The sequence below is a fragment of the Neobacillus oceani genome (genome assembly GCF_046237595.1).
Classification (GTDB): domain Bacteria; phylum Bacillota; class Bacilli; order Bacillales; family Cytobacillaceae; genus Bacillus_D; species Bacillus_D oceani.
Map to the genome: position 1 here is coordinate 1,417,231 of NZ_CP143543.1, position 18,917 is coordinate 1,436,147.

Consider the following 18,917-nt stretch of genomic DNA (forward strand, 5'->3'; position numbering starts at 1 on the left):
GTATGTATAGATTATGATGGGATTATAACAAATATGGAGGAAGTATCCAGATGTTTAAAAAGCTTAATTTTGACATCATTTATCGTGAACGAGATGATATCACCCCTCTGGTGGTAATGATGTGTGGTGTGGCTGGTTCCGGAAAGACTACATTCTCACAACAATTAGAAAAAGAGGGTTTTGTACGTCTTTCTATCGATGAGGAAATATGGGCTACTCATGGCCGTTTTGGGATTGATTTCCCAATTGAAAAGATTGAAGAATACAAGATAGAGGCAGAACGAAGATTGTGCAATCAGTTAACCGAGTTAATTCGCGATAAACAACAGGTGGTAATTGACTTCAGTTTTTGGAATCGTGCAAAAAGGGATAAATATAAACAACTTATTGAAGAGTCAGGAGGTAAATGGAAACTAATTTATTTAAATGTTCATCCTGATGATTTGCGTGAACGGCTTAAGATACGAAATAAACGCTTTGATGCTAATGCGTTCCCTATTAGTGAGGAAATCTTATCTTCTTATCTTAATGGTTTCGAAACTCCAAAAGGCGAAGGAGAAATTGTAATTGAAAATTAGGCCTTTTTACTTCAACGAAGTGGCAGCTTAGTGGAAGGTGCAATTTTTCAAAAAAGGGGGTTTTAATATAGCAAAGCGATGGGGATTCACATATCTATTTTGTTACGATTTGGAGAAAATGAAGTGGTTTTACTCAGATATACTTCATTTAGACCTCATATGGGATGGTGAAGGTTCGATTTCATTTAAGATTGGTGAACACCAATTAAGTATTAGTTACAATGAAGATTTTAGCCAGCCCTCCAATAAGTTTTCCATTCAACCAGGGTGGGAAGGTGGGACAGAACCTAGGACAGGTTGGTCTTTAGAATGTGATAAAGAAGATTTCAAAGACATTGTCCATTCGGTATTAAGGAATGAGATTCCAAAATTTTATAATGAGCCCAAATGGAAAGGGTATTGGAGTTTTCCTATTTTAGACCCTATGAATAATACAATAGAAATTACTTGTACTGAAAAGAATATCCATTAAAACCCTATAGAGTAGACACTTAAAAAGGTCTGCCTAATAGGGTACTTTATTTGTCATGATGAAGGAATAAAGCTAGATAAGCCGAATTAATTTATACTATCGTCATATTTTTTCTTGTCTTTAACTTTGAAAGATTACACTAAACAGTGAGGAGAGTGGTTGTATGCAAGTTGTATCCAAAATGTTTTTAGAACAACTCGACATGCATTGCCATGAGAATGAATGGTTTGCATCCATGGATCAGGCACTTCATGGTGTCACCGCAGCTGAGGCAGCATGGACAAGTTCGGACAGCAATTCAATTTGGCAGATTGTCAACCACCTGATATTTTGGAATGAAGACGTAATCCATCGAATTAAGGGCACAGAGAATCCGCATAAGCCAAAAGACAATGAAGAAACCTTTGGAAATCCGGGGGATCCAGAAGACGAAATTGGGTGGGCTCAGACAGTGCAGCGCCTTAATGAAGTCATGAATAATTTAAAAACGGCTATTGCGGACCTTGATGATGAAAAGTTAAAAACTCCGTATGCAGCTAACAGGTACTCTATTGAGCGTTTACTCAGCAATATCATGATGCACGACACGTATCATATCGGCCAAATTGTTCTTTTGCGAAAGTTGCAATCCTCTTGGGGTGGCGTTGACTGGTCCTAAAGCACCCATAATTCAGAGACCTTCCTCGCCCTGCCGTAAGAGCAGTATTGACGCGGTGAAGGTCTTTTCATTCTGTATGGTGAAGCCGGGTGAGTTTCCTCCTTTATGGATAACTCCTTATCGAAATAAAATTCAAGGGTTTCCGAAAGTAGATTCCTAACGAGAGCGGGGAGTACCATGAAAAAACAAGTTTCTTTAATCCACTCTTCTACACTTCCTACTGTGGAATATGCTTATGCAAGTAAAGTCCCTGAAGGAATGAATCTTTTATTTATGACGGGGGCATGCCCACTGGACAACAAGGGGAAAGTACCCGAGGATACCGACTTTGAAGTGCAGGCGAGGATGTGTGTATCCAATTTGAAAGCTGCACTAGAAGAAGCGGGTGCCACTATACAAGATATCGCGTATACGCGTGTATTGGTTGCCTCATCCAATCAGGATGATTTAGTCATGGCTTGGAATGCCATCCGAAAAGAGTTAGGAGAGCACGATGTTCCAAGTACATTGTCCGGTGTAACTTTGTTAGGATACACGAATCAATTAGTGGAAATCGAGGCTGTTGCTGCAATAGCTGATAAAAAAGATTAATCATTGTATTCAGAACTTGGTAACCAAAATCGGTCCAAGTTTTTTATTTTTTCATACAAATTTTGATTCATCATTCGTCCATAGATATAAAAGCGGCGAGACACTTATATTTTGTAGCGATTATAGAAACCTATTATGAGTGTAATAATCAATACATAACATTTATAATGTAAAATCCCAATTTCGGCTAAATTGGACCCCCAAGGATGTTTGAGTTATGAATAACCAAACCATGGGCGATTTAGTGCAGATAAGTAACTGCACTAAATATTTTTTTGCATTAATCCTAAGAATTGTCTGTTCCTTAATTGGCAAACCTATCGTTAGCGAAACTCATAAATGACATTTTAGTTAATGATAGGGGAGAAGTAAATGGAGTCAATATGGCTGGAATATGCTTGGGCATTGTTAATCCTAATTGGATTGGAAGGGTTGTTATCGGCAGACAATGCCCTTGTGCTTGCAGTAATAGCCAAGCATTTACCAGAAGAACAGAAAAATAAGGCTATAAATTACGGAATCCTTATGGCTTTTGCATTCAGATTTGTTGCACTCTTTGCGATTTCCTTTATTGCAAACGTCTGGCAGATTCAAGCGATAGGAGCTGCTTACCTTCTTTATCTTGGATTAAAGCATGTCATTAAGGCAAAGTTCGGGAAAGACAATAAGAATATTCATAAAGACGATGAAAAGGAAGCTGCTGGGAAAGGTTTTTGGCCCACTGTAGGGAAGATTGCATTAGCGGACCTCGCTTTTGCCATTGATTCGATTCTAGCGGCAGTTGCTATTGCCCTTGGCCTTCCAGATTCACCTCTAGGCAATTTCGGGGGTATGGACGGAGGACAGTTCCTTGTTGTTGTTCTAGGAGGTATTGCTGGCCTTGTGTTGATTAAGTTTGCAGCAGCGTGGTTTGTACAGCTTCTTGAAAAACGTCCAGCATTGGAAACAACAGCTTATGCGATTGTCGCCTGGGTCGGTGTCAAACTGGCTGTAGTTACCCTTGCTCATGAAGATATTGGGGTCTTAAATCATGACTTTCCACACAGTACCCCTTGGACTCTAACCTTCTATGGAGTATTAGTGGGTATTGCCTTAATCGGATGGTTTGCACCTGGAAATAAGTCATTAACAGAAGGTAAATCCTAAAAGGTAACAAGGCCATTTTTAATCTTCGCTAATTTTTCCTTTAGGTAGTAGTGGTGAGTTAATCAAAGACGATTAACTCACATTTTTTTGTACCGGGATAGTTTTAACAAGGAAATACCTCCAGAAGGTTCTTTCGTGTGTCTCTTGAAAACTGAATTGTCAGTAAACTGTTGTGTATATCGAACAACTTTAATATATTTATGGTACAACCCGGAGAAATGCGCACTCTTGCTTAATAGATTGATAAGGAGAATGAATGATGGAAGAAAGAATTGAAAAAGCAATACAAGATATCTACCCAGATGATTTTGCTTGGTGTTATGGCTGTGGCCGGTTAAATAAAGATGGCCATCATCTTCGTACTGGCTGGCAAGGCGATAAAACGGTTACAATCTTTACCCCTGAATCAAAGTACATGGGAATTCCGGGGTTTATTTATGGCGGCATGATCGCTTCGTTGATTGATTGCCACGGAACAGGGTCCGCCTCACTTGCTTTACACCGAAAGAATGGGAATGAAATAGGAGATGGGTCCGAACCCCCCAGGTTTGTGACTGCTTCCCTCAATGTGGAATTCCTTAAACCAACGCCCCAAGATGTTCCTTTAAAAGCAATTGGAACTGTGGAAGAAATCCATCCTAAAAGATGGAAGGTTCATACGGAAGTATTTGCGAATGAAATCCTTTGTGCCCGGGGAGAGGTCGTTTCTGTCGTCATGCCCAGTACGTTTTTAAAATAAATTGGTGCAAGGCATCGCCCGAATCATAATGTGGGAATTTTATAAGTAAATGGAAAGCCAGGGCTGGTAACATAGCTGCCCTGGCTATTTTTAAAAAAAAAACGAAAAAAACCCCCCTGATTTCTCAGGGGGAAGGTTGAGGGACTAGATCGAATTAATTGATTACAATCTTGTGCGTTGTGGAATTGGTTGCACCTTTTTCGTCCGTAACAGTCAACGTGACGGTATAGGTACCTTTCTTATTAAATGTGTGATTAACAATCGCCCCGGAACCGGTTGTTCCATCACCGAAGTTCCACTGGTAGCTTACAATATTTCCATCTGGATCGCTTGATTGTGAACCGTCAAATTTCGTAACCTTTTTCTGCTTGGCTGTTGCCTCTCCTTTGATCACTGCGATTGGTGCTTTGTTCTCCGCTGGAGGTTCGGCTACATATAGCTTCCCTGGTGCTGCTGCTTCAACCTGGTTTCCTGATTGATCTGAAACCCGGATGACAATAACCCCGCCATCAACCCTAAAGGTGTCAGGTGTTTTATAGGTTCCTTCGTAATGTCCCGGAGATGTTTCCGTCATTGTTATCCCATTATTACCGCTGGAAGGCATTAATGGCAATTCGATCCGGAAAGAAGCATTTAGTCCTGGTTCACTGTCGAAGGACACATGCACGTTTTCACCCGGCTTTATACGAACGTCGGTAGCTGGTGAAATGTTTGTAATCTCAGGTGCGCTAAGGTCGACGACTACATTACGGGTAATTGTAGTTGTGTTGCCCGCGCGGTCGGTTGAGGTTACAGTAATCTCATTTTCACCGTCGTTGACTAGTATTTTGTGTGAGAACGTACCGTCGGCGTTCACTTTTACCGGTTGGCCGTTCACCGTCAGAGCATCAAAATGTTCATCGCTTGTTGACCCTGTTACGTGAACCATTTCAACATTTGTTTTGTAATCTTGAACTGGCGCGGTAACATCGAGGACCGGTGCTGTCTGATCCAATGTCACGACAGTAGGCACGGAACGATCTGAAATTTTCCCGTTTACGACTACTTCAACGGATAATTCATTCGCACCCATATTTAGCGTCGCTGGGATGCTGAACTTTCCGTTTTCAACAGTACCTGTGCCAACCTGTTCTGTACCGTTGTACAGCTTAACTGTCGCACCATTGGCTTGAGAAGTACCCGCTACCGTAACATTTTCATCCTTTGTAATGGAGCCGTTTACAGGAGAAGAAATCATTGGTGCGCCAACAGGGTATTGGACAATCGCGCGGATCATATAGTTTCCTTCAGCTGAAGGCGATTGGCTCCACGCTCCGCTGACCCTTTGCCAGCTCCGTAAAGCTTTCGTGCCATTTTCATCGGTAGCCAATCCTGGTGTGTTAGGGTTCGCGAATGTTTGGATATAGACAACGTAGAAATCTCCTTCAACCATAACCGGTTCTTGGAATTTAACCGTTGTCCATGTGCCATCTCGTTTAGCTGTCCCGTTGAGTGGGCCAGCGAGTTGTCGGCCTGGTGCACCGCCCGCGCCAGTAGCATCATAAATCGCATATTGGAATGCTGTGCCGCCCGGAACCGGCCATTCTGTAGTCCAGAAGCGGAACATAGCGCCTGTTACTTGCGCCGCGCCATTTTCAGGAGTCATCTTTACAGCCCAGGCATTGCCAGCTGCGTTCCATGCACGGGCATTTTCAGCTGTGCCGTCATCGTATCCGATTGTTCCTTCGAATCCGATAAATGGTTTCAACCCGATATTTGCTTCAACTGATCCATTTCCATTAACGGTGACAGTTGTATTTTTATTGTAGTATTGGTCGGCTGAAACCGCGAGAGTGTACGTTCCTTCCAATACTTCAAGGGAGAATGCGCCGTTTTCATCTGTTGTTACTGGTGTAATCCGGGCATCTTCCATTACCATTACTGTTGCTCCTGGAATTGGTTCGTGGGATCTTTCATCTGTCACAACCCCTGTAATGATGCCATATGGGATTGGTTCAAGTGTAAAGTTGACTGATGTATCCCTTCCGTCAACAATTTGTATCGGACGGGTTTGTGGATAGAACCCATAGGCGTCTGCACGAAGGGTGAAGTCACCGGCCACATGAATCATGCTAAAGCGTCCGTTGCTTGCATCCGTTCTTGTAGATCGTCCTGTTTCCAGAACAGTTACAGTCGCATTGGCAGGCAGGCTTTGTAGCTCAACTCCGCCTTGAGGTTGTGTTGGCAATGCATCCGGTTCTGTTCTTGTCAGTTTCAGTGCTGGTTCACTGTAAACCGCTTTTGGCTTAACCATTTCTTGAATATCACTTTCAGCTTTTTGCGGGCCAGCAGCTGCCAAAACCATAAAGTTATCGATATACCATCCGAGCTTTACGACACTGCCATCGGATGTTACGCGGAATCGTACTTGAACCTGGTGGCCGGAATACGCGCCAATATCATACGTAACGGTAGACCAGTTTTTGCCGTTTGTAGAGTGGCTGAATACGCCAAGCTGGGTCCAGGATGTACCGCCATCCTTGGAAATTTCAACGAAGCCTTTATCATAGTTTGTCTCAAGCTCATACCAGTGTGAGAATGCAAGTGTTGCGTTTGTTGTTTGTGTTAGGTCGATGACTGGAGAGACGAGTGAGAAATTGCTGTTGCTCTCATAATTTCCATCCAGATCTGTCCCCCATACATTTGGAGCGGATGGAGGGACCGGCGCACCAGTTCCGGAAGGAGTACCGCGCTCCCATTCATCCCGTGTACCGGAATGTGTCCAGCCATTATCCGTTTCGCCATCAAAATTATCACTGTATACTGTTACCGGGGCGGTGATGGTGACAGATACCTCGTTGGAGTTTCCGCTTTCGTTGCCAAAGTAGTCTTTTGCTCTTACGACATAGAAATATGTCTCGCCATTGGCAGTGTTGGAATCTGAAAATCTATTGTCAGTTGTCGTTCCGATTTTTTCATAGCCGCTGCCTGAGACAGAAGAGCGATATACATTGTATTCTTTGAAATCTGCATCGGCAACAGCTGACCAGTTGAGTGATACAATTCCCAGTGAATTGGCCTGGGCGGTTAAGTTAGCTGGTACAGCAGGTGCTGCATCATCCGCTCCAATAAGCGCAACATCGTCGATATACCAACCATCCCGTGTTTGGGTTCCATCGGAATGCAGGTTGAAAATAACATATACCTGTTCACCTGCAAATTGCGTAAGGTCAACTATTTGGTTATTCCAGCCATTGCTGAGCCCTGTGAACTGAGCCAGAGGGACGAACTGATAATCCGTTGATTCCGCGGCTGCATACACAACGCCTCTGTCAAAATTCGTCTCCAGGTTGAACCAGTGCTTGAAGGAGAGAAGGGCGCCTCTGTTGCTATCCAAGAGATCAATCGGCGGCATCATCATGTAGGAATTGGAATTATTGAGATATTGTCCGTTAAGTTTGGTTGCGATGAGCTTTTCACCAGAGGCTGCGGAACCAGGTCCGCCGACAGGAACACCCCATTCCCAGGTGTTATTTGTCCCGCCAGTTGTAAAGCCTGTAATATTTGTTTCGAAGTCCTGGAAGTAACCTGGCTTAACGCCGTTTGAAACTGCAATTGAATACTTATTTGTTTCAAAGCCGTTATTGCCGTAATCGTTGACGCGGATATAGTATTCCGTTCCCGCCGTATGCACAAGGAAGTACGGAATCGCGCCTTGGTACTCTCCGGCCTTATAATCTCCGGATGTCCGTGACATAGGAATGTATGTCCAATGCGTGCTGCCTTTTATTCTCGCATACGCTTCTACTGTCACAACGCCAACATTATCAGATACACGGGCTGAAAATGGAATGTCCATTCCAGTGTAAGCAATTGTAACAGGCGTGTGTTCAAGCACAGGAGGCTCAAAGTCGTCGCCTGCGGTTGCTACACGGCCGGACACTGAACCAAGTCCGCTCAGAATGGAGCCTACTGCATCAGCCACGTTGATTAATCCGCTTCCGTACCCGTTGTTCGGGCTTGTAGGGTACTCGGCATCGGTTAATGGTATTGCTGTTGTTTGAATAATGTGTTCAAGTTGGTCAACCGTGAGGGATGAGTTTACTTGAAGCAGCAAAGCGGCTAGTGCCGTCGTATGCGGGCCGGCCATTGATGTCCCGTTCCATCCGCCTTCATAGCCTCCGCCTGGTACAGATGAGCGCACATTTACTCCTGGCGCGGATACTTCAGGCTTAATTTCCCCATAAGGAGATGGGCCTCTTAGTGAAAAGGAAGCTACTTTGTTGTTGATGTCCGTTGCGCCTGTTGCAAATGATTCCGGATAATTGGCAGGATTCGCTACAGAACCAGGACCGCCAGGGTTACCGGTACGGACATTTCCCGCTGAAAACTCTGGGAAAATTTGTGCCGCGCGCCATGCCTGGACCATTGGCCGGAACCACTCGTCAAGGCCAGGGCCGCCGCCCCATGAGTTGTTCACGACATCCGGAGCCATTTCCGGGTGGCGATTGCCATTTCTGTCAAGCGGGGCAGTCAGCCATTGTGCGCCTCGCAAGATAATTTCATCCGTAGTAGATGGATTGAAAATCCGGACTGCCATCCATTTGGCTCCGGGTGCAACCCCGATTTGGTTGGAACCGTTCGTTTCCGAGCCAACCATTGTTCCCATCGTATGGGTGCCGTGGCCATCCGTATCGACAGGCATGGAAGCGCCACTGTGGGCGTCGAACCAGCTGAACTCGGGATTTACCACATTGCCGTTCGTATCATATCCTCGCCATTTGCGCTTCAACGCAGGGTGGTTCAAATCGACACCTGTATCGAGGTTCGCAACCACTGTACCAGTTCCATCGATTCCCATTGCCCATGCTTCAGGAGCTCGGACTTGATTAATGTTCCACTCAATATTGTTAGGTTGGATATCTGCTGTTACATTCTTTTCCTCAGTAGCCGTAGACTTTTCCGCTTTATTTAGGAACCGCTCTTCATTCGGCAGAATTTTGTCTACTTCAGCGCGTAAAGCGATTTTTTCCATAACGTTTTTCGTACTCGTTACGGACATTGCGTTAACTATGAAGAAGCTTTCAAACTTTTTTACTTCTCCTTTTTTTTGCATGCTTTCTAAGTATTTTTCCAAACCATATTGTGTACGGGAGGCTGTTTCCAGCAAAGAGGAAACAACAGCGTTACGCATAGCAAGCTTGGCAACGGCCGGAGGTTCTTTTTTCTTTCGTGATGCTTCATTGGCGTTTTTCGAAACTGCATTAACATCCGCTTGTTCTTTCATCTTAATGAGGTAGGTGACGTACTCATCGTCTTCAAATTGTTTAGCTAGTTTAGGAGCGATTTTGTCAGCAGCTAGTTGGGGTGCGTTAGTTTGAAGATCAACCTTTTGCATAGAAGCACTTCCTGAAGCAGAGGCCGGTGCAGTAAGTGTTGTTAGTGCAAGTATGAATATAAGCCATTGAGAAACCCATTTTCGCAATCTCTTGCTTTTTACCAATACATTTCAACTCCCTCTCACTTAATCAATTTCTTAGCAATAAAAATAAAAAAAGCAGACATACCTCCTTTCTTTTAACAAGAGTAAAGGAATCTGAATATTTAGACAACACATAAAAATTCACTATTGTTTATATTTTGGTATGATTTTCCCAATGTGAGAAATAGATGAAATGCTATTGTGGTAGAAAGAAAATGAAGCAAAATAGTAGGGTGTTTGGATGAAGCAATTTGAGAAGGAAAATTGAAATCACTTTCAAGACTATGTTTTTCCTGTTAAAGATTTCGACAAAATACAGGCTATCTGCCCAGTAAACCGTACGAACAGCCATTTGGTACGTTCTAACAGAGATTTACGTTGCTTTATCAGCTGTTTGATCAATTTTATCTGTAGCCTTGGCACCGTGCACATTCTTCCCCTTTTGACAAAAACCGCTTCGATCAGCCTGAATTTAATATTATGGAATACCGTAACTTTTCAGTTCAAAAGGATGATGGATGGACCACTAGGACTGTAAAACTGGCAGATAAGGATACCAGTTTATTGGTAATTATTATTTTAGTGAAAAGAAGTAAGACCTAATGGAATAATTTTAAAACTAAAAAGTTTATAGTGAGGGAGGTTATTTAGATAAAAATTTTCCCAAAAATTCAATGTCTATCCTATCCTTTTAATAGAAATAAAAATTGAAGGCAGTCATCATATGAGGAGCTTAAGGATGATAACATTTAACAATCAGTTACTGGTAGGGCACGTTTTATGGATAACTATGTTAATAGCCGGAGTATTAGCTCGGGGTGTGGGAGGCGCTGTTCTATGAAGCAGGAACAAGGGAAAACATATTTCTGATTGCTCAATTCAGTTTAGTGGCCAAAAATATTACGACTCTGTAATGTTTCTGTTCCTTTTGTAACAAAAATAGTTTTTAAGTGTAATGTGATTGTTACATTGACTTGCTATCATATTCCTATCAAGGAAGTTAAAGGAGAATAGAATTTGAAAAAGACCATCTTGAGCTTAGTGACAGCGATTGTTGTACTTTTCAGTTTTTCGAATGCTTCTTTAGCCGCTGGAGCTACATATAAGGTTCAAAAAGGTGATAGCCTATGGGGCATCGCCAAAAAACATAACATAACCGTAAATCAAATGAAAAAATGGAACGACTTGAAATCAGATAAAATCGAGCTAAATCAGGTTTTAAAACTAAGCAGCACGGAAGCGGCTCCCGCGAAAAAGCAAGCTGCCAAACCAGCAGCTGCGCAAAAGGGCTACAAGGAAATCACGGTAAAGGCGACAGCCTATACAGGAAGCTGCAAGAACTGCAGCGGCATCACTTCCACAGGCATCAATCTGAAAAAGAACCCGAACGTGAAAGTCATTTCGGTCGATCCAAAGCTGATCCCACTTGGAACAAAAGTATATGTCCCAGGATACGGCGAAGCCATTGCAGGTGATAAGGGTTCCGCGGTGCGTGGAAATAAAATCGATGTTTTCATCCCTGACCACAATAATGCGCTCCAGTGGGGAACGAAAACGATCAAGATTAAAGTATATTATTGAAAATGAGAGTTTGCCGATATTGCGGCGGACTCTTTTTATATTACTGGTCCTATTTGCCTTGTCACTGTAAGAAGCTCTTTAAACGTATGTAAGATTGGCACACTTTCAGAATCTTGACATAGGGGTCTCCTGCAACTTTAGTCGTATACATTTAAGGAACATAAGTAGAAAATGATTCTGTCCCAATGGAGGATTTTACGGAAGGGAAATCCTATTATAATTAGGGTGTAAATTATTAAAGGAGCGATCTTTATGAAATTTTCTAAACTAGCATTGTTGACTTCAAATTTAACAATAATGAAAGATTTCTATAGAAAGGTACTGGAATTGTCCATCTCCGCTGAATCGGATGACGAGTTTACTGTCCATATTGGGCAAACAGACCTAAATTTTCGGGAAAGTGACGATGGCAAACCTTTTTACCATTTCGCCATAAATATTCCCGAAAACAAATTCAGCGAAGCGGTAGCTTGGGCTAAATCCAGGATTTCACTAAACAGTGAGGATGGGAATTTCGAAGTCCATTTCGAAAGTTGGAACGCACATGCGATTTATTTTGAAGATCCTTCTGGAAATATCGTCGAGTTAATAGCCCGCCATAATTTGAGTAATGGGAGCTGCAACAACTTTTCTTCAAAGGATTTCATCAATATAAGTGAAATTGGAATTACCGTGGATGAAGTAATCCCCTTTGTGAGAAAACTCAATGCGTTAGGTTTTCCTAATTGGAGAAACGATAGTGAAGGCTTGACGCCTGTTGGTGATGAAAATGGTTTGTTTATTATTGTGGAAACAGATAGAAAATGGTTCTTTTCTGACAAACATGCACGATTCCATCCTCTTTCAGTTTACGTGGATGGATTTGGAAAAGTGGAATTTGAAAAAAACGGAGATAAAGTTGAAATCCTTTATGATAAATCGACAATAAGAATGGTTAGATAGAACTGAATTATCTTTTTTAGGAGTCCAATGGCCTCCATAAGTGCTATAATGTTTTTCAGAAGATTTAAAAAGATGCATAATTCATATACATAATGGAGGGAATCGGCTTGTTGGAGAATTGGAATGTGAGATTGGAAGAATTGTTTGGTGAGATGGTGGAGTGGAGACGGGATTTCCACATGAACCCGGAGCTGTCCTTCGAGGAAGTCAGGACTCCGCAGAAAATTGCCGATTATCTCGAGAGCCTGGGCATTGAAGTGAGAACTGGCGTTGGGGGGCGCGGAGTTGTCGGGACGATCAGGGGCGGCAAGCCGGGGAAAACGATTGCTCTCAGGGCTGATTTTGACGCCTTGCCGATTCAAGATCAAAAAGACGTTCCTTACAAATCGACCGTCCCGGGGGTCATGCATGCATGCGGGCATGACGGGCACACTGCCACGCTCATGGCGGTTGCAAAGGTGCTGAGCGAGAACCGTGAACAGTTGCATGGGAATGTGGTCCTTCTTCATCAGCATGCGGAAGAGGTTGCCCCAGGGGGAGCGGCCGCGATGATTGCGGATGGATGCCTGGATGGCGTTGACGTTGTGTTTGGTACGCATTTAAACGCGAGTCTGCCTTATGGTCTATATGGATATCGGAAGGGGCCTATGATGGCTGCCGCGGACCGTTTTGTTATTAAAATTAACGGAAAAGGCGGGCACGGCGCGTATCCACATGAAACGGTCGATTCCATCGCGATCGGCACCCAGATTGTCAATCAGCTCCAGCATATCGTATCGCGCCTCGTTGATCCGCTCAAGCCTGCGGTTGTTTCGGTCGGCTCGTTCCATGCAGGGAATGCTTTTAATGTCATTGCTGACTCGGCCGAGATTTCGGGAACGGTCAGGACATTTGATCCCGAGGTGCGCGACCAGATTGAAAGGGAAATGAAAGTCATTGTGAATGGGATTTGCGCGGCGTTCCATGCCACCGCTGAAATCACCTATGAGCGGGGCTATCCGCCGGTGGTGAACCACGAAGCAGAGACAAATATCTTTTATGAAGTAATGAAAAACGTGGTTGGCGAGGAAAAGCTAGTCGAGCTCGATCCTAAGATGGGCGGAGAGGATTTTGCCTATTACCTTCAGGAAAGGCCAGGGATGTTTTTCAATACGGGGGCTGAGAATCCGGAGGTGGGAGCGTGCTACCCGCACCACCATCCGAAATTTGATTTCGATGAGCGGGCGATGGCCCTGGCAGGGCAGGCATTCCTTGCGATCACCCACTATTATCTGTATGAGATGGCGGTGGAAGACGAAGCGGCAATTGCTGTGGAATCAGTTTAACTAGGGGATATATCATTCAAAAACAAGCCGTAATCTGATTGATTTCGGCTTGTTTTATTTTGTGTAGCTGAAGAAACATTTTTCCCTTTGGCCGCTCAATCTTATAAAATAAAATAGACAACAACCCAAAAGGAGCGAAATGCTAAATGTACAGTTTTAAAAATGATTATGGTGAAGGGGCGCATCCGCGGATCCTGAATGCGCTGGTGGAGTCGAATTTGGAGCAAGAGGATGGCTATGGGGAGGATTCTTTTACAAAAAATGCCGTCGAGCTCATCAAAGCAAAGCTTGGCAGGAATGATGTCGATGTTCACTTGCTGTCAGGCGGCACCCAGACGAATCTCATCGCGATTTCCGCTTTCTTGCGTCCGCATGAAGCAGCAATCGCGGCGAGCACCGGCCATATTGCCACGCATGAAACCGGCGCCATTGAAGCGACCGGACATAAAGTGATTACCGTTGAAACGGCGGATGGCAAGCTTACTCCGGATCATGTTATTGCAGTGGCGGACGGCCATACCGATGAGCATATGGTCAAGCCGAAAATAGTCTACATATCGAACTCGACGGAAATCGGTTCTATTTATTCGAAAAAGGAGCTGCAGGAGTTAAGGGATGTTTGCGACGCTCGCGGTTTCATTCTTTTTATGGATGGCGCCCGGCTCGGCTCTGCCTTATGTTCCGAAGAAAATGATTTGCGCCTTGAAGATTTCCCCGGTCTTGTTGATGCTTTTTACATAGGGGGAACAAAGAACGGGGCCCTTTTGGGAGAAGCGCTTGTGATTTGCAGGGACCGGCTGAAGGAGGATTTCCGCTATCATATGAAGCAGAAAGGAGCCTTGCTCGCCAAAGGGCGGCTGCTCGGCATCCAGTTTCAGGAGCTGTTCCGGGATGGCCTCTTTTTTGAACTAGCGGAGCACGCGAACCGAATGGCCTGGCTCATTCGGAGTGCGTTGGAAAAAGACAATATCCGCTTCCTGACCCATTCCCCGTCCAATCAGCTTTTTCCAATCCTGCCGAACAAGCTGATCGCAGAGTTGCAAAAGAAGTACGCATTCCTCATCTGGGAGAAAGTTGATGAAGAGTCTTCCGCCGTCCGGTTCGTCACATCCTGGGCAACGAAAGAAGGGGCTGTGATGGATCTGATTGAGGATTTTAGAAGGCTGAAGTTATAAAGAGTAGAGTATCGAGTTAAGGTAGGTTCAATAAACTTTTCAACCAGCTTTCGTTTAATCACGGGAAGTTGCGAACCTTTCAGCATTCAAAAGATAAACCACCAGAAGGAACCCTTTCAGAAAATAGGGTTCCTTTTTTGATGAGGTGTTTAAATGTAGATGGTTATCACACACCGCTGGATAATCAGTCATATTACATTGCTCAACAAACTACCTTGACTGTCATAGTAATATGTTGTAAATTATTGTTAAGGAGGTGGAAAGCTCCAGTGAGTCTAAAACTCTCGTCCGATTTATTAAGGGGACACACAGACACGATTATCCTCAAACTGTTGATGAGCGGGGATAAATACGGGTATGAGATATCCAAATTGGTCCATTCCGGGTCGAATGGCCGCTATGAACTGAAAGAGGCAACGATGTATTCCAGCTTGAAAAGGCTTGAACAGGAAGGAAACATTGCATCTTACTGGGGGGATGAAACGCAAGGAGGCCGCAGGAAGTACTATCAGCTTACTGACAAAGGCAGAACGACATACTCGGAAAACAAAAGAAATTGGGAATATGCCAAAGAAATCCTCGATTCGTTAATTTGAAAGGTGGAAAAACGGGATGAGTGAAAAATTAAAAACATACCTGGATGGCATCTTTTCTCCTTATGAAGACATAAAGGCCATTAAGGAGATCAAACAGGAGCTTTATCAAAATCTACTGGAAAAGATGGATGACTTGAAAAAGGAGGGTCTGCCGGAGGAAATCGCTTATCATAAAACCATCGATTCGATTGGGGACATTTCGGAAATTGTAGAAGCAATCCATGATAAAACGAGAGAGCTGCAGCAAAGGGCAGGGATGGATTTGTCCAAAAGCAACATGCCGAATTCGGATTTTTCAGCTGTGAAAGTTCATGACGGCAAGTTCAACTACAGCAATCTCCAAGGCAGTGACTTCACAGGTTCGGACTTGTCGAACAGCACGTTTAAATGCAGCAATTTAGACAAGGCAATATTCGATCGAGCAAATTTAAGGGGAGCAAAATTGAACAAGTCCAATTTAGATGGAGCAAGTTTTAAGGAAGCTATTTTGGATGATACAGATTTTTCTTATTCCAACTTATCAGGAGTTTGTTTTGACAATCAAACCTTCAATGGGACCATTTTTAATGATGCGGGGTTAAAAGGAACTTCTTTTAAAAATGCTGTTTTCCGAAATGTTTCTTTTAAAACAAATGTGAAGAAAGCTGTTTTTGATGGTGCCACCATGGATAAATTGACTTATGCCATTCTAAAGGGGAATAAGGCAAATCTGGATAATGTCACAGTTGTTTAATCAATTAAATTGAACTGCCTTTTTCACTATGAAAAAAGGCTGCCTGGCCGCTTCAGTTTGTAATGCATTGAGAAGCGGCCTCCGGCATCATAATGTTGTCCGAATATCCCACAGTTCGGGGAAAAAGCGCTGGTCGAGCACTTTTTTTAGGTAGCCGACTCCCGACGAGCCGCCTGTGCCGGTTTTAAAGCCGATGATTCTCTCAACCGTTTTCATATGGCGGAATCGCCATTGCTGAAGGGAGTCTTCGATATCGACAAGTTTTTCAGCGAGTTCATATAGCTCCCAATTGGCCTTTGTGTTTTTGTACACACTCATCCAGGCGGACCGTACCGAATCGTTTTCCTTGTAGGACTTCGTTACGTCACGGGCCAGGATTTCTTCGTCGATTGGAAATCCTGCTTTATGCAACGCTTGGATAGCGGCATCATAGATACTCGGGGCTTCATACGCTTTCTTCAGCTCGGCATGAAGTGCCGGGTCTTTTTGATAAATTTTCAGAATATGGCTGTTCTTGTAGCCAAGCGCGAATTCAATCATCCGATTTTGATACGACTGGAAGCCGGACGCCTGGCCAAGCGTTTCCCGGAATTCCATATACTCAGACGGTGTCAGCGTTGACAGCACATCCCACGCCTGGATGATTTGTACCTGAGTCTTTGAGACGCGCGCCAGGCATTTTTGCGCGGCGGAGAGACTATCGGCTTTGATAGCGGCAATCGCCGCGTTCAGTTCGTGAATGATCAGCTTCATCCACAGCTCACTGACCTGGTGGATGATGATGAACAGCATTTCATCGTGATGGCCAGAAAGCCTCTTTTGGGCAGACAGGACTTTATCAAGCTGCAAATACTCGCTGTATGTCATATTGTTTGTAAAATCAGTAAGTATGCTTTTTTCTCCGTTTGTTGGATTTTGGTCTTCTAGAACCATTTCGAACCTCCTTGGTGTTTTCCGGCACGATTGTCAGGTACCTTAAGCCCGGTGCATGGGCCCATTTTTACCAAAATACGCTTCTACAGCTTCTTGATGACCGCGCGGACCGGGCTGCCATCCGCGTCCTTGAGGGGAAGCGGAAGGGCGATTAGTTCGTAGTCTCCTTCCTCGACACCATCGAGCATGAGGTTTTCGAGGATATAGATCCCGTGTAGATACAGGGCGTGATGGGTCGCCATGTCCTTACTGTCGAGCGGGTCGACGGAAGGGACATCGACCCCAAGCAGCTTTACGCCTTTTTGATTGAGAAAAGCCGAAATATCCGACGTCAGTTCCTGAATTCTTTCCGGGAAGTGGTCCGGGTTGTTCGGGACGGCCGTTTTAAGAAGCAGCCGTTCGACTCCTTCAAGATCAAAGCCCAGGAGCGTTTCGGCATCAACCTTTTCAAACGATGAGACGTCGATTATCCGCGCAGGGCCAATGAACACGTGAATGTCCAGGCCAAGAATTCTTTCACCTTCATTGTCAAAATGAAAGGGCGCGTCAACATGGGTGCCTGTGTGAAGGCTCGTTGTAATCCTGCCGATATTGACGGAGCCAGTCTGTTCTTTTGTGTATGCGGTTTCATAATGGAATGGTGTGTCGCCTGGCCAGTGGGCGATTCCGTCATGAAGTGGTTGCGAGATATCGATCCACTTGTTTTTTGTCATGCCACAACTCCCCGCTTGTTTTCAAATTGCTTGTATTTCTCCTCGTCCATAATTGTCTTCAGGGTTTGGACCGTTTGCCATACCTCTTCAAACGTATTGTATAGGGCAACTGGGGCGAGCCGGATTCCGTTTGGCGCCCGGAAATCGGGTATGATTCCGTCTGCTTTCAACGCCTTGCAAATCCTCGGTGCTTCCGGATGCTCAAGAAAAATATGGCCGCCACGCCTATCATCGTCCATTGGGTTCCGGAGAATGAAACCATGGCCGTCCAGTTCTGTCGTGATAAGCTCCATTAAATATCGGGTGAGCTTGAGTGACTTTGCCCGGATTTTATCCATACCAATTTCATTGAACATCGACAGCGAGCCGATGATTGGCGCCATGCTGAAAATATTCGGAGTACCTATCTGGTAGGAACCGGCATCGTCTGCGGGGGTGAGTTCATGCTCCATGTCGAATTGCTTCTCCTTGTTGGAGCTGAACCAGCCGGCCAGGCCCGGCAGTTTTCCGAAATGCTTCTTGTTTACATATAGTCCGGCCGTCGAACCGGGACCGCCATTTAAATGCTTGTAATGGCACCAGAAAGCGAAATCGGCACCCCATTCAGTGAGGCGGTGGGGGATCGAGCCGATCGAATGGCACAGGTCGAAGCCAATCGGGATTCCGCGCTTATGGGCCTCTCTTGTCAAAAGCTCCATATCAAGGATCTGGCCGCTCCGGTACAGGATGCCCGGAAGGACGATTAAGGCAATTTCATCGGTCATTGCTGAAATGATGTCTTCTTCATAAAGGGTATGGCCGTCAGGGCTTTTTACTTGTATTAGGTGGGTTGCAGAATCGAAACCTTTCAGCTTCAGCTGGCTCTGTAGCGCGTAAATGTCGCTCGGGAAATTCAGCTCGTCAGCGAGGATTTTCGTTCGTTTCCCGTTTGGCTGATAAAAAGTGGCGGCGAGCTGGTGAAGGTTTACTGTAGTCGAGCCTGTGACAACAACTTCGCCTGCATCGGCACCGACAAGCGGCGCCACCTGGTTCCCAAGATTTTCTGACAGATAGAACCAAGGATGATCTCCTGCCGTCCAGCCGTCTATGCCATGCTCTTTCCAAGCTTCGATCATCCCGAGCAGTGATTGTTCCGCCCGTTTGGATAAAAGCCCGAGCGAATTACCATCGAAATAAATTTTGTTTTCGTTTACGTAAAATTCATTCCTGTACGGTGCGAGAGGATCCAGCCTGTCAAGGTCCTTGGCATACTCGTATGTATTTATCATCGTTTT

At 44.6% G+C, this 18,917-nt stretch carries 16 protein-coding genes; 12 read left to right on the top strand and 4 right to left on the bottom strand.

Annotated features, from left to right (window positions below; all coding sequences use genetic code 11):
* Positions 1-50 precede the first annotated feature (50 nt).
* From V1499_RS07205 to V1499_RS07230, 6 genes are all read left to right on the top strand, one after another.
* A complete protein-coding gene (locus V1499_RS07205; RefSeq protein ID WP_409274987.1) occupies positions 51-578 on the top strand; it encodes an AAA family ATPase in 528 nt (175 codons plus the stop codon).
* Positions 579-615: 37 nt separating this feature from the next.
* Complete coding sequence (locus tag V1499_RS07210; protein ID WP_409274988.1) at positions 616-1,050, top strand: VOC family protein; 435 nt, start codon at positions 616-618, stop codon at positions 1,048-1,050.
* Positions 1,051-1,213: 163 nt separating this feature from the next.
* Positions 1,214-1,708: a DinB family protein gene (locus V1499_RS07215; protein ID WP_409274990.1), complete on the top strand. Its 495-nt coding sequence runs from the start codon at positions 1,214-1,216 to the stop codon at positions 1,706-1,708.
* A gap of 177 nt (positions 1,709-1,885) precedes the next feature.
* Entirely contained in the window at positions 1,886-2,299 is a 414-nt protein-coding gene (locus tag V1499_RS07220) for a RidA family protein (RefSeq protein WP_409274992.1), read from the top strand.
* A gap of 372 nt (positions 2,300-2,671) precedes the next feature.
* The gene (locus V1499_RS07225) at positions 2,672-3,445 is read left to right on the top strand and encodes a TerC family protein (RefSeq protein ID WP_409274994.1); all 774 of its coding nucleotides are present in this window, start codon (positions 2,672-2,674) and stop codon (positions 3,443-3,445) included.
* Positions 3,446-3,704: 259 nt separating this feature from the next.
* Entirely contained in the window at positions 3,705-4,184 is a 480-nt protein-coding gene (locus V1499_RS07230) for a PaaI family thioesterase (protein ID WP_409274995.1), read from the top strand.
* A gap of 154 nt (positions 4,185-4,338) precedes the next feature.
* On the opposite strand, the gene V1499_RS07235 is transcribed toward V1499_RS07230, so the two are convergent.
* On the bottom strand, positions 4,339-9,666 hold the full coding sequence (locus V1499_RS07235; protein ID WP_409274997.1) for a S8 family serine peptidase: 5,328 nt from the start codon (positions 9,664-9,666) through the stop codon (positions 4,339-4,341).
* Between the two features lie 996 nt (positions 9,667-10,662).
* Between V1499_RS07235 and V1499_RS07240 the strand changes: the two genes are divergently transcribed.
* The 6 genes from V1499_RS07240 (at position 10,663) to V1499_RS07265 (ending at position 15,997) form a co-directional block, all read left to right on the top strand.
* Positions 10,663-11,226: a 3D domain-containing protein gene (locus V1499_RS07240; protein ID WP_409274999.1), complete on the top strand. Its 564-nt coding sequence runs from the start codon at positions 10,663-10,665 to the stop codon at positions 11,224-11,226.
* A gap of 252 nt (positions 11,227-11,478) precedes the next feature.
* Positions 11,479-12,168: a ring-cleaving dioxygenase gene (locus tag V1499_RS07245; protein ID WP_409275001.1), complete on the top strand. Its 690-nt coding sequence runs from the start codon at positions 11,479-11,481 to the stop codon at positions 12,166-12,168.
* Between the two features lie 107 nt (positions 12,169-12,275).
* Positions 12,276-13,493 (top strand): M20 family metallopeptidase, encoded by a 1,218-nt coding sequence (locus V1499_RS07250; RefSeq protein WP_409275002.1) that lies wholly within the window; start codon positions 12,276-12,278, stop codon positions 13,491-13,493.
* 146 nt (positions 13,494-13,639) lie between these two features.
* Positions 13,640-14,668 (top strand): threonine aldolase family protein, encoded by a 1,029-nt coding sequence (locus tag V1499_RS07255; protein WP_409275004.1) that lies wholly within the window; start codon positions 13,640-13,642, stop codon positions 14,666-14,668.
* 269 nt (positions 14,669-14,937) lie between these two features.
* On the top strand, positions 14,938-15,264 hold the full coding sequence (locus tag V1499_RS07260; RefSeq protein WP_316571459.1) for a PadR family transcriptional regulator: 327 nt from the start codon (positions 14,938-14,940) through the stop codon (positions 15,262-15,264).
* A 16-nt stretch (positions 15,265-15,280) separates the two neighbouring features.
* The gene (locus V1499_RS07265; RefSeq protein ID WP_409275007.1) at positions 15,281-15,997 is read left to right on the top strand and encodes a pentapeptide repeat-containing protein; all 717 of its coding nucleotides are present in this window, start codon (positions 15,281-15,283) and stop codon (positions 15,995-15,997) included.
* 87 nt (positions 15,998-16,084) lie between these two features.
* Here the strand turns inward: V1499_RS07265 and kynA are convergent, their stop codons facing one another.
* The 3 genes from kynA to kynU all read right to left on the bottom strand — a co-directional run bounded on the left by kynA (position 16,085) and on the right by kynU (position 18,911).
* On the bottom strand, positions 16,085-16,930 hold the full coding sequence (kynA, locus tag V1499_RS07270) for a tryptophan 2,3-dioxygenase (protein ID WP_409275008.1): 846 nt from the start codon (positions 16,928-16,930) through the stop codon (positions 16,085-16,087).
* 83 nt (positions 16,931-17,013) lie between these two features.
* On the bottom strand, positions 17,014-17,643 hold the full coding sequence (gene kynB / locus V1499_RS07275; protein WP_409275010.1) for an arylformamidase: 630 nt from the start codon (positions 17,641-17,643) through the stop codon (positions 17,014-17,016).
* Positions 17,640-18,911, bottom strand: a complete 1,272-nt coding sequence (kynU, locus tag V1499_RS07280) for a kynureninase (RefSeq protein WP_409275012.1) — start codon at positions 18,909-18,911, stop codon at positions 17,640-17,642. The genes kynB and kynU overlap by 4 nt, the downstream gene beginning before the upstream one ends.
* Positions 18,912-18,917: the final 6 nt, after the last annotated feature.